This is a genomic window from Streptomyces finlayi (assembly GCF_014216315.1).
Lineage (GTDB): Bacteria > Actinomycetota > Actinomycetes > Streptomycetales > Streptomycetaceae > Streptomyces > Streptomyces finlayi_A.
Genome location: NZ_CP045702.1, coordinates 6,632,872 through 6,656,114, shown reverse-complemented (window position 1 = coordinate 6,656,114; position 23,243 = coordinate 6,632,872). Strand labels below are relative to the sequence as shown.

The window sequence follows — 23,243 nt, the reverse complement described above, 5'->3', positions numbered from 1 at the left end:
CACCCTAGGCACTGTGCGCCTCCACGGTCCGGTCGGGGCGGGCCTCGCGGACCACCCGTGAGCGGCCGGGCCGCCCCTGTTCGTACGTGCGGAACGCCGACCGGCACACCAGCAGGGCGAGCGCGAACACCGGCAGCCAGGCCGGCCGGGCAAGCACCCAGGCCGCACCGTCCGGCACCGTGTGCAGTCCGGGGAGGGGTCCGGCCGCCCACAAGCCGGTCGCGGTGACCGCCATCATGGCGGTCTGGTGCCAGAGGAAGAGGGTCATCGCGGAGAGGTTGGCCAGGGCCACCGCCGCCCACAGAGCGGGCCGTACCAGCAGCCGTCGCAGCGGGCCGAGCAGCAGCAGGGCCGCACCGCACTGGGCGAGCCCGAAGGTCACCACGGCGAGGGTGGGCGGGTCGAGGTTGGACACGGCGGCTCCCGGGACACCGACCATGGACGCCGGGTATCCGGCGAACAGGACGAGGAGCAGCGTGGTGGCGGCTCCCCCGCCGAGCAGGACCCAGCCGGCCGTCCGGCCCCGCAGGCCGCCCCGGGCCCAGGCGGCGCCCAGGCAGTACGGGACCAGCCACCCGGCCGCCACATTGATCCAGCCGACCGCGGCGGGCGCCTCCGCCCCGAATCTCAGCAGGTCGACATGGAGGACGACGACGAGGGGCCACAGCGGATGGACCTTCGCCACGAGAGGGGTGGCGGCGGTGAGGGCGGCGAAGACCAGCAGGAACCAGAGCGGTGAGAGGACCAGCTTGCCGAGCGTGTGGAGGGTGGCGTGGCCGACGCCCGCGGCCGCCATCACGCCCGCCGCCACCGCCCAGACGGCGAGCAGGGCGGCGACCGGCCGGAACAGCCGGGCCAGCCGCGCGCCGAGCCATTGCCGGTAGGGAACGCCCCGGGCGCGGGCGGACGCGTAACCCTGCGCGCCCATCCGTCCGCCGACCAGGAAGAACACGGCGAGGGTCTGGAACGCCCAGGAGACGGGCGCCAGTCGGGGCATGTACTGGAGGGGGCTCGCGGCGCGCACCGTACCGCTGTCCGCGATCAGGGCGGTCACCAGCCAGTGGCCCATGACCACGCCGAGGATGGCGAGGGCGCGCAGGGCGTCGACGGCGCGGTCACGGCCGGGCGGGGTGGCGGCTTCGATGGTCCGAACGAGGTCACGCATGGCCGGGCTCCGTGCTCAGGGCGTGTCCGCGCACGATCCGTGCCAGGTTCCGCAGGGGTACGGAGCCGGGGCGGAGGTAGTCGCTGTGGCCGCCCGGGCCCGCGTCGAACACGCGGGCTCCGAAGGAGGGTGACACCGGGTCGGTCCCGAACCCGACGGTGACGAACCCGAGGTCGAGCCGTCGGTGCGGGACGTCGGCGATCCAGTCGTCGGCGCCGCGGCCCGCCCAGACGGTGGCCCGCGTGCGCAGGCTCTCCACGTCCCGTGCGCCGGTGCCCGGGCTTCCGTACAGCACGATGTCCGCGACGGGGAGGTCCGCGGCGGCAAGCCCGCAGACGACCGCCCCGTAGGAGTGGCAGAGCAGCGTCATCCGGGAACCGGGCCTGGACGACGTCAGCTCCCTCACGAAGTGGGCGAGTCCGGGAGCTGCTGCCGCCGCGCTGCGGTCCGTCACGATGTGACGGCTGACCGTCCCCGGGGTCTTGTAGCCGAGCCAGGCGATGACGGCCGCGCCGTCTCCGAGTTCGCGCCGCAGCGCTTCGGCGCCGGCACCGAAGCGTCCGTACGAGTCGAGGCTGGTGTCCGAGCCCGGCACGAGTACGGCGATGTGTTCCGCGTGTGCCAGGTCGCCGAAGACCTCGGCGGTTCGGCCGCCGTCGCGGCCGTCGAAGGAGAGGAACCGGCGGCCGGGGTCCGCCATGGCGCGCAGAACGGCCGCGCGTCGCCGGTCGCCGTGGACCGCGGCCGTCCGCTCGGCCGCCAGGATGTCCGCGCGGCCCGCGGCGTACCGCTCGTCGAGGGCGGCATCGGTGGCGGGCCCGAGTGGCCCGAGCTCGGCCGGGGCGGGCGCGGGGACGGCCGCGGGCCCCGCCGCGCCCGACACCGGCACCGCCACCGAAGCGGCGACGAGGGCGGCGAGGAGGGCGCGGCGCAGCCGGCTGGTGCGCGGGCGGGTCGCCATGGAGGGTGGTCCTTCCGTACCGGATGCGGTGTGTGCTTCCGGTACGGAAGGTATGGATCAGCCCTTGTGGTCGGCGTCCCGCTGGAGGGTGCACCTGCCGGGTAGCTCGCAGGTATTACGGGTAGGGGGCGGCCGCCGGTTGCTCCGCCTCCCGGCGTCCGGAGGCATGAGCCCTGGCAACCCGGGCCCTGGCAGCCCGGGCCCCCGGCAGCCCGGGCCCCCGGCAGCCCGGACCCCTGGCAGCCCGGACCCCTGGCAGCCCGGACCCCTGGCAACCCGGACCCCTGGCAACCCGGACCCCTGGCAACCCGGGCCCCGGCGGCCCGGCCGTCACAGCGCCTCGTACACCGCCTCGACCAGCGCCATCTTGCGCGGGTCGTCGGCGATGTCCGAGCCCATCCGGTTCATGACGTAGCCCAGCGCGACCCCGGCCTCCGGGTCGGCCAGCCCGCAGGAGCCGCCCGCGCCGTCGTGGCCGAAGGCTCGGGGGTTGGGGCCGTAGGAGCGGTTCGGGCCGCTGAGCCAGAGGCCGAGGGCGAACTCGGTGTCGTGCGCGAAGGCGGCGCCCAGCACCAGGTCCCGGCAGCTCCCCTGCCCTTCGCGGACCCGCTCGGCGGCTTCCTCGGACAGGACTCGCCGGCCGTCGAGGGTGCCGCGCCCGGCGAGTATCCCGTACAGCGCGGCCACCGCGCGGGCCGTTCCGTGGCCGTTGGCCGCGGGGATCTCGGCGGCCCGCCACTCGGGCGTGTTCGCGGCGACCGCGCCGGTGGGCGGGTTGGCCAGTGAGGCGAGGGCGACCGGCTCCATCTGCGCGAAGAACGCGGCCGCGGTGGCCGTGGGCCTCGAGGTGACCAGCTCGGCGACCCGCCCCTCCTCCTTCTCCGGGAGGCCGACGGTGAAGTCGATGCCGAGCGGCCCGGTGACCTCCTGGTGCAGGAAGGCGCCCGGCAGCAGTCCGGTGATCCGGCGGACGACCTCGCCGACGAGGAAGCCGTAGGTGAGTGCGTGATAGCCGGAGCGGGTTCCCGGCTCCCACCAGGGCTCGGTCGCGGCCAGCCGGGCGGTGGTCAGTTCCCAGTCGTAGAGCTCGGCCAGGGTGTGCGGCTCCCGGATCCCCGCCAGGCCCGCGCGGTGCGAGAGGAGGTCCCGGACCCGGACGGATTCCTTGCCCGCCGCGGCGAATTCGGGCCAGTACGCGGCGACGGGGGCATCCAGGTCGAGCAGTCCCCGGTCGGCGAGGATATGGGCACAGAGCGCGGTCGGGCCCTTGGTAGTGGACCAGACGTTGACCAGGGTGTCCCGCTCCCACGGGCGGGTACGGGCCCGGTCGGCCCAGCCGGCCCACAGGTCGGCCACCGCGACGCCGTCGACCAGGACGGTGACCGCCGCGCCCAGTTCCTCCCGCTCCGTGAAGTTCGCCTCGAAGGCGGCACGCACCGCCGCGAATCTGTCGTGGCAGTGGCCGTGGATCTGCGGCACGTCGGGCTCCTCGGTTCGCGCACAGCCTGATGGCTTCGGTGAGCCGCAACATACCGACTGGTCGGACCGGCCGGAAGGGGTGTGCGTGTGTCCGCTCAGCCCGACGCCGCTTCCAGGCTCAGGCTCCAGCGGCCCGGGGCACCGGTGAGGGTGACTCTGGACAGCGGGCGGACATCGACGTTCCAGTACGTGGCGGGCGGGGCCTTGAGGGCATAGACGAGGGCGGCCCGCACCACCGCGGGCTCGGCGACCGCGACGATGAATCCGTCGCAGGCGGGCCGGGTGTCGAGCCAGCCCCCTATCCGCGAGATGAAGGCCAGGAGGGGCTCGCCGCCGTGCGGGGCGGAGCGCGGGTCGGCGAGCCAGGCGTCCACGGCGGCCGGTTCGCGGGCGGCGACCTCGGCGAGGGTCCAGCCCCGCCAGCGACCCATGTCGCAGTCGCGCAGCGCGGGCTGGGCCATCGGCGCGAAGCCGAGCGCCTCGCCTGTGGCGCGGCTGCGCGGGGTCGGGGAGCAGTAGCGCAGCTCGGCGGCACCGAGCGGCAGGAGCGTGTGCGCGGTGAGCTGGATCTCGTGCCAGCCGGCGTGGTCGAGCGGCCGGTCGTCCTCGAAGCGCTCGGCGAGCAGGGCGGAGCTGCGCGCCGCAGCGACCAGGGAGACTCGAACACTCATGGCCGCGATCGTGGAGCCGAACGCCACACCGGTCAAGGGGACGGATCGGGCAGTCCGTGTGCCGTAGCACGGAAGCCCGCCGGCACGGGGGTCACGCGGGCGGGCGCGCACCCCGCTCCGGGCCGTCGCGGAGCTCGTCGCAGGCGGTGCGCAGCCGTCGTACGCCCTCGGCGATCTCGGCGGCGCCCGAGACGGCGGCGAAGCTCAGCCGGATGCGGCCGGCCGGTGCCTCCGCGCAGAAGTAGGGGCGGCCTGGCGCGACGGCGACGCCCGCGCGCAGCGCCGCGGAGACCACCGCGGACTCCTCGGCGGCGGTCCAGGCCGCGGGGAGGCCCAGCCAGAGGCTGCCGCCGCCCGACGGGATGTGCGGGAGGGCGAATGCGGGGAGCTCCTGGCGGAGCGCGGCCGTCATCGCGTTGCGGCGGCCCTTCAGCACGGTCGCGACGGTGCGCAGATGACGGCTCCAGGCCGGCGAACCGACCAGTTCGAGCGCGGCCTCCTGGAGCGGCCGGGGAACGAAGAAACTGTCGACGACCTGAATGGCGCGCAGCCGCTCCAGTACCGGGCCGCGGGCCGCCAGCGCGCCGACGCGGAGGCTCGGCGAGGTGACCTTGGTGAGGGAACAGACGTGGACGACGACGCCGTCCTCGTCCTGAGCCATGAGCGGCACGGGCAGCGGCCCGGCGTCCGCGTGGACGAGACGGCGGGCGAAGTCGTCCTCGACGACGAAGGCACCCGCCTCGCGGGCGATCCTGACGACTTCCCCGCGGCGGTCGGGTGCCAGGACGGCACCGGTCGGATTCTGGAACAGCGGCTGGCAGACGAACACCCGGGCGCCCGTCGCCCGGAACGCGGCGGCGAGCAGATCGGGCCGTACACCGTCGGCGTCACCCGGGACGGGCACGGGACGCAGACCGGTGGCGCGGGCCGCCGCGAGCATCCCCGGGTAGGTGGGCGACTCGACGAGGACGGGGGCGCCGGGCGGGGCGAGTGCGCGCAGGGCGGTGGACAGGGCGCTCTGGCCGCCCGCGGTGATCAGTACGTCGGCGGCGCTCACGGCCGGGCTGATCTCCCGGGCGAACCAGGCCCGCAGCTCGGGAAGCCCGTCCGTGGGCGGGCGGCCCCAGGCGCCGGGCCGGCGCCCGGCGCGGGCCAGCGCGGCGGCCATGGCGCGCTCGGGCTGGAGGGAGGTGTGGAGGTAGCCCCCGTTGAACTCGATGACACCGGGCGAGGGGGCCGCGAGCGTGACCAGCACCCCGGAGGCGTCGACGGTCCGCGGCACCACCTCGGGGCCGCCGCCGGCACTGAGGGACACCTCCTGCCAGGAGGTGTCCCCGGGAGGGCGTACGGCGGTACGGGGCTGCGCCCTGAAGGCTCCGGCACCGGGGCGGGTGACGATCAAGCCCTCGGCGGCGAGCTGCGCGATGGCCCGGGAGACGGTCACGGGGCTCACCCGGAAGCGTTCCACCAGGACACGGCTCGACGGCAGCTTTCCACCTGGTGAGTAGCGGTCGAGTTCACCGCGCAGGGATTCTGCCAGTTCGACCACGCTGCTACGCTCATGCATGACAGCAGAGAATAGCGCTACTCACCACACCGCGATAGCAGTCACCTCCCCGGCCGGCGGTCCAGCCGGGCCCGTGACCGAGGCAGGGACCGCAACCGGGGCAGGAGCGGGACCCGGGGCAGGAGCGGCCGCACAGGCCCCCGCCGGCGGCAGCGGCACCCTGCTCGCGGTGTTCGGCGTGGTCGCGTTCTCCCTGACCTTCCCCTCCACCGCCTGGGGTCTGGAGAGTTTCGGCCCCTGGTCGCTGGTCGCCCTGCGCAGCCTGCTCGCCGCCGCCCTCGCGGGCGGCGTGCTGCTGGCGGGCCGGGTGCCGGTGCCCGAGCGCCGGCACCTGGCCGGCCTCGCCGTCGTCGCGGGCGGGGTGGTGGTGGGCTTCCCCCTGCTGACCACGCTGGCACTCCGGACCACGACGACCTCGCACGCGGCCGTGGTGGTGGGCCTGCTGCCCCTGACCACCGCCGCGTTCTCCTCGCTCCGCACGGGTGCGCGCCCGCCCCGCGCGTTCTGGGCCGCGGCGGTGGCGGGCGCCGCCGTGGTGATCGCGTTCACCGTGCGGCAGAGCGGCGGGGCGCTCTCCGCCGGCGACCTCTACCTGTTCGGCGCCCTGCTCGTGTGCGCCGCCGGATACACCGAGGGGCGGCAGGCTGGCCCGCGTCATGCCGGGCTGGCAGGTGATCGGCTGGGCCCTGATCCTCGCCCTGCCGCTCGCGGTGGCGGGCGCCGCGATCGCGCTGCCCTTCGAACCGGTGCGGCTGACGGCACACGGCGTCATCGGGCTGGTCTGGGTGGCCGTCGGCTCGACCTTCGTGGGCCTCTACGTCTGGTACCGGGGCATGGCCGAGATCGGGGTGGCGCGGGCCAGCCAGCTCCAGCTGGCGCAGCCGCTGCTGACCCTGGCCTGGTCGGCCCTGCTACTCGGGGAGACGATTCCGGCGGCGGCCCCGGTGGCCTCGGTGGCCGTACTCGTCTGCATCGCGGTCACCCAGCGCGCAGGGGTCAAAGCCGCTCGCCGGTCATAGACTTGTCGACAGGCACCGCCACCCGTGAGGAGGTCACTCCCGATGGAGGCACAGACCGGCGACCGGCTGCTGATGCACGGCAGGACCGTGGGACAGCACGACAGAGTCGCAGAGATCATCGAAGTGCTCGGCGCCGAGGGCGCACCGCCGTACCGTGTGCGCTACGAGGACGGACACGAATCGATCAAGTCACCCGGCCCCGACTGTGTCGTGCGGCACACATCCCCGCAGGACGATCAACGGTAGGTCCGGGACCGGACGCCGGGGACCTCCGAGTGGGGTCCCCGGCCCATGTGCCGCGCACCCCCGCGTGACGGGGATCACGTCCGACCGCCGGGGGTACGACCCCCAGGTCACCGGGCCCGGATCACGGAGTAACGTCGTGGGGTCGAGGCGGGCACCGGAACCGGACGGGAACCTGCGACACAGGGATCAGCGAAAGGCACGAGGTGACGGGCTCTATGGCCGACATTGCACGCGTCGGAGTGGTGGGCTGTGGCCAGATGGGCGCAGGGATCGCGGAGGTGTGCGCCCGCAGCGGCCTTCAGGTCATGGTGGCCGAGACCACGGGCGAGGCGCTGGAGATCGGCCGCACCCGGCTGCACAACTCCCTCTCGAAGGCCGCCGAACGCGGCAAGATCACCGAGGAGGAGCGGGACGAGACGCTCGGCCGCCTCAGCTTCACCACCGACCTCGGGGAGTTCGCCGACCGCGATCTCGTCATCGAGGCCGTCGTGGAGAACGAGCAGGTCAAGACCGAGATCTTCCAGGTGCTCGACCAGGTGGTGACCCGGCAGGACGCGATCCTCGCCTCCAACACCTCGTCCATCCCGCTGGTGAGGCTGGCCGTCGCGACCTCGCGCCCGGACCAGGTCATCGGCATCCACTTCTTCAACCCGGCGCCGGTGCAGAGGCTCGTCGAGCTGATCCCCGCGCTGACCACCTCCGACGAGACCGTGCAGCGCGCCGAGGCGCTGGTCCAGGACGTCCTGGGCAAGCACCCGATCCGCGCGCAGGACCGTTCCGGCTTCGTCGTGAACGCCCTGCTGATCCCGTACCTGCTCTCCGCGATCCGGATGTTCGAGTCGGGCATCGCCAGCCGCGAGGACATCGACAACGGCATGGAGATGGGCTGCGCCCACCCCATGGGCCCGCTGAAGCTCGCGGACCTGATCGGCCTGGACACGGTGGCCTCGGTCGCCGACTCCATGTACGCCGAGTACAAGGAGCCGCTGTACGCCGCTCCCCCGCTGCTCCAGCGCATGGTGGACGCGGGCCGTCTCGGCCGCAAGACGGGTTCGGGGTTCTACCCGTACTGACTGCCCCTACCGACAGGCCCGGCACCGACGCCGCTGGGCCTGTCGGGGGCGCGCTGCCCGAGGTCAGACCCACGTGCGGCCCGCAGCGCCTCGTCTCCTGCTGCCGACCCGGTGCCGTGTCGGAGCGCTGCGGAGCAGTCGCGTGGGTGGCCATGCCCGAGGTCTTGAGGCTTTCAGCGCTGTCGCAGCCTTCCGTGCTTGTACCGCGGAAAGTCCCTCGGATGTCCCTCCGACAGAGCTGAAAGTCCCTGAAAAGTCCCTGGCAACTCCGGCCCGAGACCTGCTGGCCTGCTAATTCGGTGTGGACCGCTCGACTGTCACCCGGGCTGTCGGCGAGGTGCGGCCCCTGCTCGCCGAGCGAGGGTGCACCATCAGTCCCGACGTACGGCTGCGGACTCGGGCCGATTTCGTGGACCATCTCGGCGCGATCGGAAAGACCGGCATCATCGACGGCACCGAGATCCGGGTCCGCCGCCCGGCCGTCGGCAGCAAGGACCGGGACAAGTTCATCTCCGGCAAGAACAAGCAGAACGCCGTGAAGGCCATGGTCTTCACGGCGTGGACGGGCGGCTTCTGTTCTGCAGCACGACCAAGCCCGCGCAGGGTGGGATGAGGCGGCTGGCTGCGGCCCGTGGCACGCGTGCAGCGGGCCGGGGCTTCGGCCAGGGACTGTTCCTTGGTGCCGAAGAAGCATTGGGCGGGCAGCCCCACGAGCATCTGCGGCGCTGCCTACCGGTACCGCGTGTTCGCTGACCGATGACATTGCGCCCTTCTCTTCGACGCACCGCCGAGTGGTCCGCCTGAAGGCCGTGTGGCTGTCATCACGGTCTCCAGGGTCTACAGCTGGCGAAGCGTCACACCCCGCCGAGTTGCCGGAATTCGTGTGTGGTGCGGGGGAACAGTGACGAGAGGATGCTCGACTGCAGCTGGCCGTCAAGCGAGGATGCGAGAAATTGTGTGCACGAAACCTCGTAGTGCTCCCATCGGCCGCCGCGCGCTTCGTTTACCAAGACGGTCCACTGATCGGGTTCGAGGCCCGGCCGGACAAGCCAGTAGAGGCACTCTCCGTTGTCTGTGGTCGCCCACGGGATGACTCGGGAGCCCTCGACCTCAAGCTCCGCAGGCTTCTTTTCGAATTCCCACAGGTCTTCGAGGTCTTCGGCCTGATTCTTCGCCCATTCGATGAGGTCATAGTTTTCATTGGGGCAGCCGGGCTCGAGGATGTACATGTAGTCGTCCCAGTTGCCGCCCCCATAGATCCGGATGAGCTCCTTGTAGTCGGCGGGGAGCTCAGCTCCGAGGCGACGCTCAGCCTCCTCCCAGTCTTTCTGGCGTGGCTCGCTCGGTGCTGGGGCGATTTCGAGGAGGCGGGTAAGGGCACTGTTCACGACGGGATCCTGTTCTGGGGGCGACGAGTTGGGACGGCCGGGCGGTTCTGTTCTTCTTCCCTCACGGGCCTCCGCCCCTCTTCTGGTTGGGTATGAATGCAGTATTGCCCGAGTCGATGCTTCCGGTGCTTCTGTGTTGAGTGAATGTGAAGCCGTTCGATCCGTAGGCTTCGATGTCCACCCCTACGGGAATTTTATCGACCCCATTATATTTGGGAGTGACGCTGTACTGGATTGTTTCTCCGGATTCGACTGCGGCCCGAATCTGGTTTTCCATATGCCGCATGACGGGTGAGTTGGCGTAGGCGTGCATGGTGACGAAGTTTGCCGGATTGTAGTTCGATCCGCCGAGCTGTGCGCCGAGGAGATGGGCCCGGTTGTATCCCTTGTCTTTTTCCCAGCCGGGGGGATCTCCGTGCGGGTCTGTGGGGTTTTTCCCCATCATGTCGTCACCGAGGGTGGCGTGCATTCCGGTTGGCCGGCCGAGTGAGTCGAGTTCGCCGTAGACGACCCTGCCGTCCCATGTGGGGTCGTCCGGTTCGTTCTTCCTGCAGGCCAGGAGCCCGAGCGGGTCGGCCCACAGCAGGGGGTTGTGGACGTACGCCGTCGGGTTGGGGGCCGGTGCGAGGCCGAGGGGGTCCTGGCTGAGGTAGCGGGCCGATTCCGGGTCGTAGTAGCGGAAGTAGTTGTAGTGGAGCCCTGATTCGGGGTCGAAGTACTGGCCTGGGAACCGCAACGGGGTGTACGCGATGGCGTCGCGGTTCCACGTGGTGGTGCCCCAGAGGGTGGTGCGGGTGCGCCAGGCGAGGTTCCCGTATTCGTCGACGAGTTCGGTGGGGGTGCCGATCAGGTCGGTGACGATGGCGAAGAAGCGTTGGTCGTCGGTGTCTGTGCGGCGTTCTGTCTGGGACAGGGGGCGTGGGCCCGCGTGGTCCCAGGTCAGGACGATGTTCGCGGTCGTCTGCTCGCAGAGGGTTGTGCCGTCCCAGGTGAAGTGGACCGTCTCGGAGGGGGACTGTTTGGATATTCGCCGGCCCAGGGGGTCGTACGCGTATCGCCAGCAGGTGCCGTCGGGTGTGGTCACCGAGGTGAGATGGTCCTCGGCGTCCCACTCGTAGCGCCAGGTGTCGGGTTTCCGGGACAGGCGGGTTTTTTGGCGCAGGACGATGCGGCCCTGGGCGTCGTGTTCGTAGCGGACAGCGCCCGCGCTGGTGATGCGGGTCCCGTCATAGGTGCGTGCGCCCGTCGCGGAGTGCGACGGATGCGCGGTCGGCCATGATGCCTGGGTCTGGTTTCCCGCGTCGTCGTAGGCGTAGTGCTCGCTCCAGCCGTCCGCGTGGACGGCCGTGACGCGGCCGGCCGAGTCGACGTCGAAGCCGCGGGTGCCGGATAGTGCGTCGCTGATGCCCAGGAGGCCGCCGCCGGTGCCGTAGGAGTAGGCGCGGTGCTGGAGAGTCCTGTTCCGGGAGGCGATGCCCTGGGCCGTCAAGCGGTTCATGTCGTCGAACGACGAGGTCAGCGTCACGAAGTCCGACACCGAGCGTTCCACCTCGCGCCCCAGGGCATCGAATGTGAAGTCGATGTCGCGCCCGGACGCGGTGAGCTTAGTCTTGCGGCCGGCCGCGTCGTACGACCACTGGCTGACCGCTCCGCCCGGGGTCGTCCTGCCGACCCTGCGGCCGATCGCGTCGTGCGTGTATGTCAGGGTCCGGCCGTTGACGGTCTCGGAGGTCAGGCGGCCGTAGCGGTCTCGCAGGCGTTCTAGCCGGGCGCCTGGTCCTGTGGCCACTGCGAGCTCGTCGAAGACGTCGTACTCGAAGGTCGTGGCCGCGGTGCCTTCGACTTCCTGGCGGATGACCTGCCCGAGGGCATCGTGGGTGAACCCTATGCGCTGGCCCAGGCCGTTCACGCGGGAGACCAGACGGCCCGCCGCGTCGTAAGCGTAGGTCAGCGTCCGGCCGTCGAAGTCGCTCTCCGTGACCAGCCGGCCCGCCGGATCGTAGGCGTAGTCCCAGGTCAGGCCCTGCGCGTTGGTGACACGCGTCAGGTTCAGGTTCGTGTCGTGGGAGAACTCGTGGCGGACTCCGTCGGGACCTGTGCGGGCTATCAGCAGGTCGAAATCGGTGTAGGCGAAGAGGGTCGTTGCGCCCATCGCGTCGGTGTGGCTGAGACGATTTCCCTCGCCGTCGTAGGTCCAGGACTCCACCGTGCCGTCGGGTGCGGTGCGCCGCGACGGCAGACCCTCCACCGTCCATTGCAGATGTGTCTGTGCGCCGAGGGGGTCGGTGATGCAGATCGTCCGACCGAAGGCATCGTGCGCGTAACGAGTCGTGGCACCCAGTGGGTCTGTGACCTCGATGGGCAGGCCACGGCGGTCCAGGACGAGGCGGGTGCTAGCACCGAGCGGGTCGGTCACCGTGGTGAGCCGGCCATCCACGTCGTACGCGAACTGCGTCTTGGCGCCGGAGGCGTCGGTCACCGACAGGCGGTTACCGCGGCCGTCGAACGTCTGGCGGATGACGTTTCCGTCGGTTCGGACAAGACGGGTCGGCAGACCGAGGTCGTCGTACTCCGCCCGTGCTTGTCGTCCGTCCGGGCGCTCCCACACCGTCATGTGGCCGTGCTCGTCGTGAGTGAAGCGGCTGGTGTGGCCCAGCGGATTCGTTCGGGACAGCAGCCGGTTGTGGCGGTCGTACTCGAAGCGGGACACGGCGCCCAGCGCGTCGATCTCGGCGATCACTTGGGATCGGTCGTTGACCATGAAGCGCTTTGTGTGTCCGAGGCCGTCGGTCAGGGTCGTCGTGCGCAGGCCGGTTGCCGGGTCGGTGTTGTCCCAGGTGAACCGGGATTCGACGTGGCCGTTGGTGCCGGTCTGGTAGGTGCAGCGGTCCTGGTCGTCGTAGGTGTAGTCGTAGCGGCGGCCGTTGGTGTCGGTCCAGGAGGTGATGCGGCCGTGCTCGTCGCAGTCGAAGCGCAGGGGGCGGCCGCAGGAGTTGGTCACCTCGGTCAGGTGGCCGTCGGTGTAGCCGTATCGCAGGATCTCCTGGTCGGATCCGTCCGCGGCTGCTCCCGCGAGGCGAAGGGTCGTCACGCGGCCTTCGTTCGTGGTGAGTTTCAGGTGGTAGCCGCCGTGGTGCACGATCGACGTGGGAGCGCCCGTCTCGTCGTACTCGAAGGTGATCCAGCGGCCGTTGCGGTCGTCGATCTGGGCCAGGAGCGCCAGCTCCCCGTTGGGGTGGTCGACGAAGTGCCGGACCTGGCCGGTTTCCGGGTCGGTGACGGTGTAGCCGTCGCTCACCCGGTCCAGAGGCCAGCGCCGGCCGTGCGTGGGCATGACGGGTGCGCCGGGTGCGGGATGCGGGTAGGCGAGGAGGCTGCCTTCCTCGCAGCTGAACACCACGCCCTCCGCGTCGATCTCCAACCGTTGGTCGACCGTGCTCGACCAGCCGGATCCGAACCAGCGTCCGGCTCGGTAGGAGGAATCAAAGACGCGCTCGAAGACCAGGGGCAGTGATCCCGGCAGCACGATGTCCGTCTGCGGGAGCAGCATGCGCCCGGTGGCGACGTCGACGGGGTCCCCGGCGCATTTGACCTCGCTGCACTTCTTGGCGTTGGAGTCGGGGTTCTTCTCGTGTCCGTCCCGGTTCTTGCCCGTAGGGGTGTCGGCCAGGTCCTTCATCCCGGCCCGCAGGCCGCCCCTGAGGAGGCCGCCGCCCTTGGTGCCGACCAGTTCGGGGATCAGTCGCCCGAGGAATTCGGAGGGGTCGCCCTTGGCGGCGTCCCAGGCGTTCTTGAGTGCCCGGTCGGGGTTGGCGGCGGTGGAGACGAGGCCGGAGAGCGTCATGTTGACGCCCTTGTAGTACTCGGCCGGGTGCGTCAGGTTGTAGGGGTCCGTCGGGTTGACCGAGCGGACGAAGTTCACCAGTCCCGCTGTGCCCTTGATGACACCGCCACCGAAGTGGGCCAGTTCGATGCCCTGGCCAACCCCGTAGTCGACGAGCTCCTGCTTGGCCCGGTCCAGGCCGGTGGGCTCCTTCGGAGCATGGGCCATGGCGGCGGTAACCGCACCCCTGGCGGCTTCGGCAGCCTCGTTGCGCGCCCGCCGGGCACCCTCCAGGATCTCTTGTGCGTGCTGCCGCTTGACCGTGCCCGGATCGGAGAACTCCCCCGGATGCGGCAGCGGGTGATCGGTGTTGCGGACCGCGTCGTACGCCGCCGCCTTCTTCCGGAACGCGGCAGCGGCCGTCTCGTAGTCCTGCTTGCCCTCCTTGTAGAGAGCGATCGCCTCACGCGCCTTGCCCTGCGCGCTGGTGACCGTCCCGGCGTACGTCTCCAACGCCGAGGCCGCGTCCTCGAACGCAGCCGCCGCCCGCACCCAGTCGGTGGGCAGCGTCTGGAACTTCTCCCGGAACGTATCGGCGGCCACACCCTTCCAGTGACCGGAATCGAGGCGTTTCATCCCACCGCCCACGAGATCGAACGCCTTCTGGAAGTCCCGCAGGTCCTTCACCGCCGCGGCGATCTTCTCCGGCCTGCCATGAATCAGCTCGTTCGCATCCTCACTCTGCCCGAGCTGCTGCTCCCCGACCTCCGCACCCAGCGAGGACGCGGTCTCATCACCCCAGTCCTCGACCGAGTCCGCCCACGAGTCGGCACCGACCCTCTCCAGACCCGAGCCGACGAAATCGGTGCCCTTGTCGATCCCCGTACCTACGAGCTCCTTGCCCTTGTCGACCAGATCACCGGCCCCGTCGTACAGGTCCCCGCCGAGCTTCCCCCAGTCCACCATCAGCGACTCTCCCCCCACCGCGGCTGCTCAGCCTGATCGATCGTCTCCTGCGACGGATCGAGTTGTTCCTTGAGACGTTCATCCGCCGCCGCCCGCACCCCCGGGTCGATCAGCCCACTGCGCTCCATGGAATCGAGCGCGGAGTCCTCCACGTCGTAGGCGGTGTCCTGCCAGTTCTGCTTCACCTCGCCGTGGGCCTCGATCATCGACTCCGCGCTGTAGTCCGGACTGTCGTACGCGGACTGACGGCTGACCGTGTCCCAGCTCATCGCCTTGACCTCGTCCTCGGACAGGTGCGGATTACCGTTCACGGAGTTCACACCGACCTTGAACGAGTCCTTGACGTACTGCTCCTGCTCCGCGAAAGAACCCGCCGACAACCCGACCCCGAGCGCGAAAACCGTTCCCCTTCTGCGTCAGGGCCCGCACACCCCACTCCCAGCGGTCACAGAACGTCCGAAACTCCGCCGCCAGCCCGCCATGCCCCAACTCCAGCCCCGACAAAGCGAGATCCGAGAACCCCCGGCCCGTAGACGCCTCGCCGATCATGCCGAGGTCCTTCAACTCGGCATGCGCGAGGTTGATCCCCTTCGCGATCGCGGCCAGCGCCTCCGGCGGCACATCAAGATCAGGACTCTCCCCGCTCACCGCGTCCCCCCGACATCCACCGCCCGACCGCGTCCGGCACGATCCCCGCCACCGGCGGGAACAACATCCCGCCGTCCTCACTGCCCGCATCCAACGCCACCCCCGCAGAACCCGGCAGCAACGGCACCATCACATCCAGCAACCTGGCACCCAGCACCGTCCGGTACGTCCACTCACGCCCGGCGTCCCCACGAGCGAACGCAAACCTGGCGAGCGCCTCCTCGTCCGAGAACGCAACAATCCAGCGCACGCCGTTCTGCTCCGCCGACCACAGATCACCATTCGCATCCAGCGGCACCAGCACCGCCGTACGCCGGAACTCACCCAGCAACACAGCAAACTCATGCCGAGCCGCCGACGTCGGGCGCAGGCCAGTCGGCCAAGTCAGAGATCTTTGAACGCCGGGCGGGCGGCCCGGCTACGTCATCGGCGTCATCCCCGTTGTCGAACACTCGTCGAATATTGTCACGGTGCGCTTCCCGGGAGCAACGAACAGAAATGGCCAGCCGGTCACAGTCCGGACCAGCGTCCGCTCCACGCGTACGGGCTCAGTTGCGGGGCAAACCCCCTCGTTGGTGGGCCGGTCGGACATGGGCGCCCCTGTAGTGCGCCAGGGGTCTTCGTGTCCCGATTGCCCTTCCGCTCCGAGAAGATCGGCCACCTCTCACGGCCTTCGGATCAACCCCGGAACCTGGAACGAGCGCAGTTGGAAGCCCGCACTCGTAGCCGCAGGGGTACTGCGCCAGGTCGGCGAGAAGGCGGAGAGTTACGGTTCGCGCGTCCGCCTCTACCCCATCTACGAGCGCTCACGGCCGGACATGTTTCACGTCCTGCGCCACATTGTCTCTGCTTAGTTTCCGTGTAGCGATTGACTCCAGCTGAGCTGTTGACCAGGGTGTTTGGGCTTTGCGCTCAGCCGTGTGGTGTTTCTACTGTCAGCGCTCATGATCCTGAACTTCTTCTCGTCTCGAGGCTGGCAGTCCTGGGACGTCGAGCATCGGCCGTTGATCCCCGAGGGGATGCCCGTGCTCCTCGACGACGACCTGTGCTTCGAGGACGGCCCAGCCGCGCCGCGCCCGACAGCGGTGGTGAACCGGTGGCTGCGGGAGCTCCCGGCCAGCGGGGCGCCGGCGCCGAGCTCGTGGGAGAACTACGCACGGGTGGTCAAGGAGTGGATGGAGTTCCTGGCCGAGCACGGTGTGGGACTGTTCGACTCGCGGGTACGGCTGAAGGCCGCATTGAGCCGGTACGCCGAGCATCGGGCGGCGGGGCCGTTGAAGGCTCGGTTCGCGGCGACGACATGGGGCCAGCACATGAGCATCCTGTCGCTGTTCTACCGGTGGGCGATGCACGAGGAGTACGCGACGGCCGAGCCGTTCACCTACCGGGCCGCGCGGGCCCTGTTCGCCGGGACCGGTCGCGAGGTGAAGGTGAATCTGGCGGTCCGCCGCACCCCGAAGCCGCACGTGACGATCAAATACCTGGAGCCGGACTTCACCGAACTGTTCCGCAAGGGCCTGCGCGGGCTCGCTCCGGACGGCTCGCAGGACACTGGTTTCCACGGGCGGGAGTTGACCCGCAACGCGGCAGTCGGGGATCACGCGCTGGCCACCGGGATGCGGCTGCAGGAGTTCACCTTCCTGCTGCCCTGGGAGATCCCCGCCCTGCCTCCGGAGCCGACCGCGGTTCCCATCCCGTTCCCGGTGCCGGCCGGGATCACCAAGGGCAAGAAGTTCCGCACCACGTGGACCTCTTACGAGGCGCTGGCCGGGCTTCACGACTATCTCGACCTGGACCGGGCCGCCACGACGGACGGCTCGCTCTGGCGGCCGCCACGGCGATGGGGTGAACCGCTGATGGTGACCGAGCCGGACGCCCGGGGCGGGCTGATCAACGGGGTCCGGCGACCTTGGGAGTCGCTGACTCCGGCTGAGCGGCGTCGCCTGGTCGCCCCGGAGGGCGGTTCGTGCCTGCTGGCGGTGAAGAACGGCGGCGGTCCGTTCACGGCCTGGGGCACGGTCTTCGAGCGCACGTCCGACCGGATACGGGCCCGTTTCGAGCCCCGGTTCCCGCATGTGTGGCCCCACCGATGCCGCCACACTTTTTCGATGAGGACCTTGGAGTACCTGGTGACCGGGCACTACCGGCAGGCCGCGAAGCTCGTGCGGGACACTGAGGCCGACGCCGCCCTGGTCTTCTACCTGAGCAAGGGCGACCCGCTGCTGGTGCTTCGTGATCTTCTGGGTCATTCCACTGTTCTGACTACGGAAAAGTACCTTCGCCGCCTGGATACGACGCGCATCTACCGGGAGGCATACGAGGGGGCCGGAGCCGCAGCCGGGCTGACCGAGGACGCGGCCGCCGAGCGGGAAGCCGAGGCCGAGTTCGATGACGAGACCGAGGATGGTGATCTCTGATGCCGACCATGCTCATCGACGAACCCCTCGGTCTCACCTGCGTGTTCAGCGACGGCAGCCGCGCCGACTACCTCCTGGACGAACTGCCCAACCCGCACCTGGCCCGGGACCTGGCTATCGGTCTCGTGGACCTGATCCATCCGCACGGCACCGCGGACTCGGAGGGCACCGTCAATTTCTACGTCCAGTCCCTGCGGAGCATGGTCTGCACCCTCGCGGCTCAGGGGTTCACCGGTGGCGCCGCTCACCTGCGACGGGGACAGCTGGCCGAGTTCTGGATGCCCGGCCCTCCCAGGCTGGAGGCCATGACCCGCAGCGTGCTGGAGGGCTATGCCCAAAGCGGCGGCACCCTCGGGGAGGGAGTGCTGGAGCTCGCTGCCGGGCGGCACTTCAACATCCAGCCCTTCCGCCAGGTGTTGCCGCCCTATCCGGAGGAGGAATGGCGGCGGCTGACCGAGGTCTGCCGGACCTTGGCCGACGATTCGTACGCCGCCCACCGCGGGGCCCTCGCCGATGCCGCCGACGGCCGGCATCCTCTTGAAGGCGGCTGGCAGCCGGGCAATCTGCGCTGGCTGCTGGCCCGGGTCGGGCCCGTCAGTATCGGTGAATTCGGCCAGTGCCTGGGTATCTCGGCGGCGGTGGTCCATAACCGCGGCGGCTTCCACGACGCGACCCGGGCGGTCTTTCCACACCTGGATGTGCTGATCGCCTATCGGCTGCTGTTCGGCATCTACTCCGGCATCGTCCCCGACGGCATTGCCGACTTGGTTCTCGAGGACATCGACTGGGCTGGCGACTCGACGGTCCTGCTCTCCTACATCAAACGCCGCACCGCGGCGGAGAGCCTGACCCTGCCCCGCCGGGCGGTCCGCCTGCTGGAACAATGGCTCGCGCACTCCGCACTGCTGCGGACCTTCGTGACCCCGGAGGAACGCCGCAAACTCTGGGTGGGAGTGAGCCGGGCTGGTGGCGATCGGCGCGTCTGCAGGATTGACCGGGTTGCCGTCCAGCGGTGGGCCGTTCGCCATGCGGTCGTCGGCAATGACGGACTGCCCCTCAAGATCCACCGTTCGCGGATCCGTACCACCCACGAAGCCATGCGGGACAAAAGCACCTGGTCGGGCAGTGGGCGGGCCACGATCGATCCGAATCACACTCCGTCCGTCGAGGGCGATCACTACCTCACTGCCACTACCCCGGCTCAGCAGCACGCTGTCGAGAGGGTCATCGAGGATGCTCAGCACGACCTGCTCCGCCGGGCCCACCCGCCGACCGTGATCACCGACGAGGAGGCCGCCGCGCTGGCGGACGGCTACCCGCAACTGGTCGCGGACTTGAACCTGGACGATGCCGTGATCGCCGAGCTGGTGGGCGGTCAGCGTGATGTGTTCACCGCCGCCTGCGGGGACCAGTTGTCCGGGTTGCACGGCCCGAAGGGGAAGCCCTGTCCGGCCCGGCCGTGGGTCTGTCTGCTCTGCCCGCTGGCCGTGTTCGCTCCCCGGCACGCGGGCAACCTGCTGCGGCTCAAGGCGTTCTTCTCCCGGCAGTGGCAGCAGATGCCCGCCGCCCACTTCATGGCCGTCTTCGGCCCCTATGCCACCCGCATCCAGCAGGTCCTGGACCGCTTCGACCCTGCCGTCATTGCCGCGGCGGCCCATCACGTCGAGGACCAGGACGACGAACTGCCCCTGCGGCCTGAGGAGATCACCGCGTGACCACCGCTCCTGCCACTGCTGTCGCCTTCGACGGCCGGTCCGCAGTCTTCGCCGGCGTCGACGTCTGCCGCGAAGCTGGACTCGCACTCCCCCAGGGGACTGGCCGTCCGGTGTTCGAGGACGACGTCTGGGACTTCACCGACGTCGTCGGCCTGCCCGTCCAGCTCGCTCTCTGCACCCGCCGTTTCGACTTCACCGAGATCGCCGATGAGCGGTGGCGGTTGGTCGGGAAGGAACTGGTCCTGGCCATGCTCGCCCCGCGGCACCCGGCGGTCGCTCCGCTGCCCCGGGCTCATCGCACGGCCCTGCACCTGCGCAGTTGCGCGGGCCGCCTGGACGAGCTCACCCGCTTCTGCCGATGGCTCTCCATGAACGGGCTGTCGAGCCTCGCACAGATCGACACCCGCATCTGCGACGCCTACATGGCCCACCGGCGCTACGTCCTCGACGAGCACGGCAAAGTCGTCGGCGAGCACAGCCCGGGAACCCGACGCAGGGCCGCGCAGGTCGTTGTCGACCTGGTCAACTACCGCGAGTTGTTCACCGCTGACCGCGTCCCGGCCGATCTGCGGCCCTGGGGCGGGGCCACCGCCTCCGCCATCGCCGAAATGCCCTGCGGCCGGACCGAGAACAAGACCCAGCCCGTCGACGACGTCGTCATGCAGCCAATGCTCGCCGCCGCTCTGTTTCTTATGTCGTCCCTGGGGCCGCACGCTGTTGAACTCGCCCGGCAGATCCGGGAAACCGACAAGCTATCCACCCGCAAAGCACCGGGGCTCCGTGCGGTCCACGTGGCCCCGGTGCCCGAGTTCACCGAGCTGCTGAACGAGTACACGGATACGTGCACACCCTTGCCGATGCTCGCCGACCACCACGTCGCCGACCGGCTCGCCAACGGTTGGTCCGCCGATGACCCCGTCCTGGCGGTGGCCACGGGAGTGCTGGCCCGGCAGGCCGGGATCACCCAGTTCGAGGTCCGGTGGATGCATTACCTACGCGGACCGTTGGAGGACGCGATTGCGTCGGTCGGGGTGAAGGAGGTCTTCGCCCGGGACGGCGCCGAGATCACCATGGCGGACGCCTCGTCTGTATTGCCCTGGACGGTGCCGTTGCACCGGCTCCAGGCCGTCGCTCTGGTCGGCATCGTCCGCACCGCCGCGATGATCGTGCTGGCCGCGGCGTCCGGCATGCGCGCGAGCGAGTTGATGGAGCTTCGTATCGGCTGCCGCCTTCCCCTCGAAGAGCCCGTCCCCGGGCTCACGCGCTACCGGCTCGCCAGCAAGGTCGTCAAAGGGCAGCCGCTGGGCGGCACCGACGACGAATGGGTCGTCATCGAGCCCGTCTATCGCGCCGTCGAACTCGTCGAAGACCTGCATGACGACCGGCAAGAAGGCGCTCTGCTCTTCGGACCGTTCGCCTTCTCCGTCCGCTACAAGTGGTTCCGCAACTGGATCAACTCCCCGGCAGGGCACCGCCTCGGACTCGCTCCCATCCCCGATGGACAGGTCAATCTGAGGCGGCTGCGTCGCACGCTGGCCCTGGAAATGGCCTACCGTCCGGGCGGCGTGCTGGCCTCCAAGCTGCACCTAAAACATATTGCAGTGGCCACTACAGAAGGGTATGCCTCCCGCCCTGGTGGGGCTCAGGCCGAGCTCCTGGCCGAGGTCAACAAGCACGAGAGCGACCGGAATCTCAACCTGGTCATGGAAGAGTTCCGCAACTACCAGCAGGGCATCCTCCCTGCCGGCCCCGGCGCCCGGAGCCTCACCGAGTTCTTCGCCAGCATCGACGAAAAGCTCGACCCGACAGAAGCAACGGCACCCAAGACACAGCGCAGTGACCGCGACGTGCTCAACCTGCTGACCAAACGCGCCAAGGTGCTTCACCTCGGCCCGGCGAACTACTGCTGGTTCACCGATCCGTCCCGGGCCCTCTGCCTCAAACTGGCCGGCACCCCGACAGCCGACCGTCCGCTGATCGGGATGTGTGACTCCGCCCGCTGCCCGCAGGCCACCCACCACCCCTGCCACCGGCCCGCCTGGGCCGAGCATGCCGACAAGACGAAGATCTTCATCGGCCAGCTCGGCACCACCCGCAAGCCCGAACGCACCCGGCTCCAGGCCGACTTCGACCGAGCCCTCCGCGTCGTCGCCGAGATCGACGCCGCCAGCACCAGCATGAGTGAGGAGTCCGCATGAGAATCTCCGCAGCCCAGAAGACTGAGAACGAGAACCGTATCCGGGCCGCTATGGATCGGCTCCTCCGAGGCGAGATGCCGCCCGGCGGAAAGTGCGACATCAAGACCCTCGCCAACGAGGCGGCCGTCGACCGCACCGCGTTCTACGGCACCCGCCCATACGCTCACCTCCGCACCGAGTTCGAACGACGCCTCCAGACGCTTCAAGACGTCGGCGAGATCCCCGACCCTCGCGAGGCCCAGATCACCCGGCTCAAGGCAGAGATCACCAAGCTCCGGGAACGGCTGGCCCAGTCAGAGCAGACGGTCGAAGAACTCACCGACTTCCGCGGTCAGGCCCTGGCCCGTCTCGCCGCCCAGCACGAGGAGATCCACTGGCTCCGCGAGGTCGCCGCCGGAGCAAGCCGAGTCAGCCGCCTCCCCGCATCACGAACCACAGTGAACGGCAGCTGCAGTTGAAGGGGAGGAGCCGGAAGAAGTACGCGCCCCGAGACCGCACGTACTGAAGCAGTCACCCCCTTGAACTACGCGCCCGGCGAACAATCCCGCCTCCAAGCGAACCTCATCCCACAGTGGTGACCATGCTGAACCGAGTAGCCGTCCTGTCCGACATCCACGGAGTCCTGCCCGCCCTGGAGGCCGTGCTCGCCGAACCAGAAGTAAGCGCCGCCGATCGCATCGTGCTGACCGGCGACATCACCGCTGGCCCGCAGCCCAGCCAGGTCCTCGACCTGCTGGTCAGTCTCGGCGACCGCATCGTCTGGATCAGCGGCAACGCCGACCGTGAACTCCTCGAATACCGCTGCGGCCAACGCGACTCGATCCCCGATCCGATTGCTCCTTGGGCCGCCGAACAGCTACGCGAAGACCACATCGACCTACTCGGCCAGCTGCCCCGATCGCTCTCCCTGCCAGTGCGCGGCTTGGGGAAGGTGCTGTTTTGCCATGCCACCCCCCGTGACGATGAAGAGGTCGTCCTGGTGGACTCACGCCTTGACCGCTGGCGAGAGGTCTTCAGCGAGCTCGACTCCGATGTCCGCACAGTGGTCTGTGGACATACACACATGCCGTTCGTCCGCCTCGTCCACGGCCGACTCGTGATCAACCCCGGCAGCATCGGCATGCCCTATGGGCGGGCGGGAGCCCACTGGGCGCTTCTGGGCCCCGCGTCGAACTACGATCGACCAGCTTCGACGTGGAGGCTGCCATCACCCAGGTCACGCAGGACTCCTCTTACCCCGAGATCGCCGAGTGGGCCGACTACTTCCTTCGTGCTCGGGCAACCGACGCAGACGCTCTCGAAGCCTTCGCGCCGCGGGACGGGCGCAGTGATGCGCCGTGACATCGCGCGCCACCATCCTCTTGAACCACCCACCAAAGAGTGTGATCTGCATCGCAATCACGGACGTAGAATGCAACACGGCTGACGAACTGCGTCGCGAAAGCGTTCTCGACACCCGACCTGCTCAATCGCCACACGACGTCATCTGCACACGGCCTCTGCGGACACAAGCCACACCTTCGCGAGCGTGCAGCTGGAGGCCGGCGAGTCCATCGTGAGCGTGGCCGCCTGGCTGGGGCACTCCTCCCCGAAGGTCACGCTCGACTACTACGCTCACTTCATGCCGGGTGCAGGCAAGCGCGGGTTGGCCGCGATGGATACATGGCTCGTGTGATGCAGGATCGAAAGTCCCCGAGAAGTCCCTGGCGCTGGCAAAACCGCCGCACAACCAACGAAACTGCAGGTCACACGACTACACGCAGCGCAGCTCAGTTGTACGCCGAAGAAGCCGCTGTACGCCGCTCCCCCGCTGCTCCAGCGGATGGTGGACGCGGGCAGGCTCGGCCGGAAGACGGGTTCGGGGTTCTACCCGTACTCCTGACTCGCCGCACGTACGCGAAGGGCCG

General features: G+C 69.7%; 15 protein-coding genes and 5 pseudogenes. 11 read left to right on the top strand and 9 right to left on the bottom strand.

Going from position 1 to position 23,243, the window contains the following annotated elements:
* Positions 1-4 precede the first annotated feature (4 nt).
* The 5 genes from F0344_RS30490 to F0344_RS30470 all read right to left on the bottom strand — a co-directional run bounded on the left by F0344_RS30490 (position 5) and on the right by F0344_RS30470 (position 5,843).
* Positions 5-1,165: an acyltransferase family protein gene (locus F0344_RS30490; RefSeq protein WP_185301832.1), complete on the bottom strand. Its 1,161-nt coding sequence runs from the start codon at positions 1,163-1,165 to the stop codon at positions 5-7.
* A complete protein-coding gene (locus F0344_RS30485; protein ID WP_185301831.1) occupies positions 1,158-2,126 on the bottom strand; it encodes an alpha/beta hydrolase in 969 nt (322 codons plus the stop codon). Before F0344_RS30485 ends, F0344_RS30490 begins: the two co-directional genes overlap by 8 nt.
* Before the next feature lie 330 nt (positions 2,127-2,456).
* On the bottom strand, positions 2,457-3,605 hold the full coding sequence (locus tag F0344_RS30480) for a serine hydrolase domain-containing protein (RefSeq protein WP_185301830.1): 1,149 nt from the start codon (positions 3,603-3,605) through the stop codon (positions 2,457-2,459).
* Positions 3,606-3,700: 95 nt separating this feature from the next.
* Positions 3,701-4,276, bottom strand: a complete 576-nt coding sequence (locus F0344_RS30475; RefSeq protein WP_185301829.1) for a histidine phosphatase family protein — start codon at positions 4,274-4,276, stop codon at positions 3,701-3,703.
* A 91-nt stretch (positions 4,277-4,367) separates the two neighbouring features.
* Positions 4,368-5,843 carry an aminotransferase-like domain-containing protein gene (locus F0344_RS30470; protein WP_185301828.1) on the bottom strand — a complete coding sequence of 492 codons (1,476 nt, stop codon included), beginning with the start codon at positions 5,841-5,843 and terminating at the stop codon, positions 4,368-4,370.
* Between F0344_RS30470 and F0344_RS30465 the strand changes: the two are divergent.
* The 4 genes and pseudogenes from F0344_RS30465 to F0344_RS30450 all read left to right on the top strand — a co-directional run bounded on the left by F0344_RS30465 (position 5,842) and on the right by F0344_RS30450 (position 8,794).
* Positions 5,842-6,862 (top strand): annotated as a pseudogene (locus F0344_RS30465) (DMT family transporter). The gene F0344_RS30470 and the pseudogene F0344_RS30465 sit on opposite strands and share 2 nt — an antisense overlap.
* Positions 6,863-6,904: 42 nt before the next feature.
* On the top strand, positions 6,905-7,108 hold the full coding sequence (locus F0344_RS30460) for a DUF1918 domain-containing protein (RefSeq protein ID WP_185301827.1): 204 nt from the start codon (positions 6,905-6,907) through the stop codon (positions 7,106-7,108).
* Between the two features lie 215 nt (positions 7,109-7,323).
* Positions 7,324-8,181 (top strand): 3-hydroxybutyryl-CoA dehydrogenase, encoded by an 858-nt coding sequence (locus tag F0344_RS30455; RefSeq protein WP_185301826.1) that lies wholly within the window; start codon positions 7,324-7,326, stop codon positions 8,179-8,181.
* 301 nt (positions 8,182-8,482) lie between these two features.
* Positions 8,483-8,794: a transposase family protein gene (locus F0344_RS30450; RefSeq protein WP_258050171.1), complete on the top strand. Its 312-nt coding sequence runs from the start codon at positions 8,483-8,485 to the stop codon at positions 8,792-8,794.
* 241 nt (positions 8,795-9,035) lie between these two features.
* Here F0344_RS30450 and F0344_RS30445 read toward each other — a convergent pair whose 3' ends face one another.
* The 4 genes and pseudogenes from F0344_RS30445 to F0344_RS30430 all read right to left on the bottom strand — a co-directional run bounded on the left by F0344_RS30445 (position 9,036) and on the right by F0344_RS30430 (position 15,398).
* On the bottom strand, positions 9,036-9,569 hold the full coding sequence (locus F0344_RS30445) for an SMI1/KNR4 family protein (protein WP_185301825.1): 534 nt from the start codon (positions 9,567-9,569) through the stop codon (positions 9,036-9,038).
* 61 nt (positions 9,570-9,630) lie between these two features.
* The gene (locus F0344_RS30440; RefSeq protein WP_185301824.1) at positions 9,631-14,358 is read right to left on the bottom strand and encodes a putative T7SS-secreted protein; all 4,728 of its coding nucleotides are present in this window, start codon (positions 14,356-14,358) and stop codon (positions 9,631-9,633) included.
* Positions 14,358-15,006 (bottom strand): annotated as a pseudogene (locus F0344_RS30435) (hypothetical protein). The gene F0344_RS30440 and the pseudogene F0344_RS30435 overlap by 1 nt, the downstream one beginning before the upstream one ends.
* Positions 15,003-15,398 (bottom strand): annotated as a pseudogene (locus tag F0344_RS30430) (SseB family protein). Before F0344_RS30430 ends, F0344_RS30435 begins: the two co-directional pseudogenes overlap by 4 nt.
* Before the next feature lie 552 nt (positions 15,399-15,950).
* Between F0344_RS30430 and F0344_RS30425 the strand changes: the two are divergent.
* The 7 genes and pseudogenes from F0344_RS30425 to F0344_RS36930 all read left to right on the top strand — a co-directional run bounded on the left by F0344_RS30425 (position 15,951) and on the right by F0344_RS36930 (position 23,218).
* On the top strand, positions 15,951-17,423 hold the full coding sequence (locus tag F0344_RS30425) for a site-specific integrase (RefSeq protein ID WP_185301823.1): 1,473 nt from the start codon (positions 15,951-15,953) through the stop codon (positions 17,421-17,423).
* Entirely contained in the window at positions 17,423-19,138 is a 1,716-nt protein-coding gene (locus F0344_RS30420) for a hypothetical protein (protein WP_185301822.1), read from the top strand. Before F0344_RS30425 ends, F0344_RS30420 begins: the two co-directional genes overlap by 1 nt.
* Entirely contained in the window at positions 19,135-21,336 is a 2,202-nt protein-coding gene (locus F0344_RS30415; RefSeq protein WP_185301821.1) for a site-specific integrase, read from the top strand. Before F0344_RS30420 ends, F0344_RS30415 begins: the two co-directional genes overlap by 4 nt.
* Positions 21,333-21,794 (top strand): hypothetical protein, encoded by a 462-nt coding sequence (locus F0344_RS30410; protein ID WP_185301820.1) that lies wholly within the window; start codon positions 21,333-21,335, stop codon positions 21,792-21,794. The genes F0344_RS30415 and F0344_RS30410 overlap by 4 nt, the downstream gene beginning before the upstream one ends.
* 122 nt (positions 21,795-21,916) lie before the next feature.
* A pseudogene (locus tag F0344_RS30405) lies at positions 21,917-22,677 on the top strand (metallophosphoesterase family protein).
* A gap of 172 nt (positions 22,678-22,849) precedes the next feature.
* Positions 22,850-23,045, top strand: a pseudogene (locus F0344_RS30400) (tyrosine-type recombinase/integrase); the annotation flags it as partial.
* Positions 23,018-23,218 carry a 3-hydroxyacyl-CoA dehydrogenase family protein gene (locus F0344_RS36930; protein WP_374940173.1) on the top strand — a complete coding sequence of 67 codons (201 nt, stop codon included), beginning with the start codon at positions 23,018-23,020 and terminating at the stop codon, positions 23,216-23,218. The pseudogene F0344_RS30400 and the gene F0344_RS36930, both read left to right, overlap by 28 nt.
* The last annotated feature ends 25 nt before the right edge of the window (positions 23,219-23,243 follow it).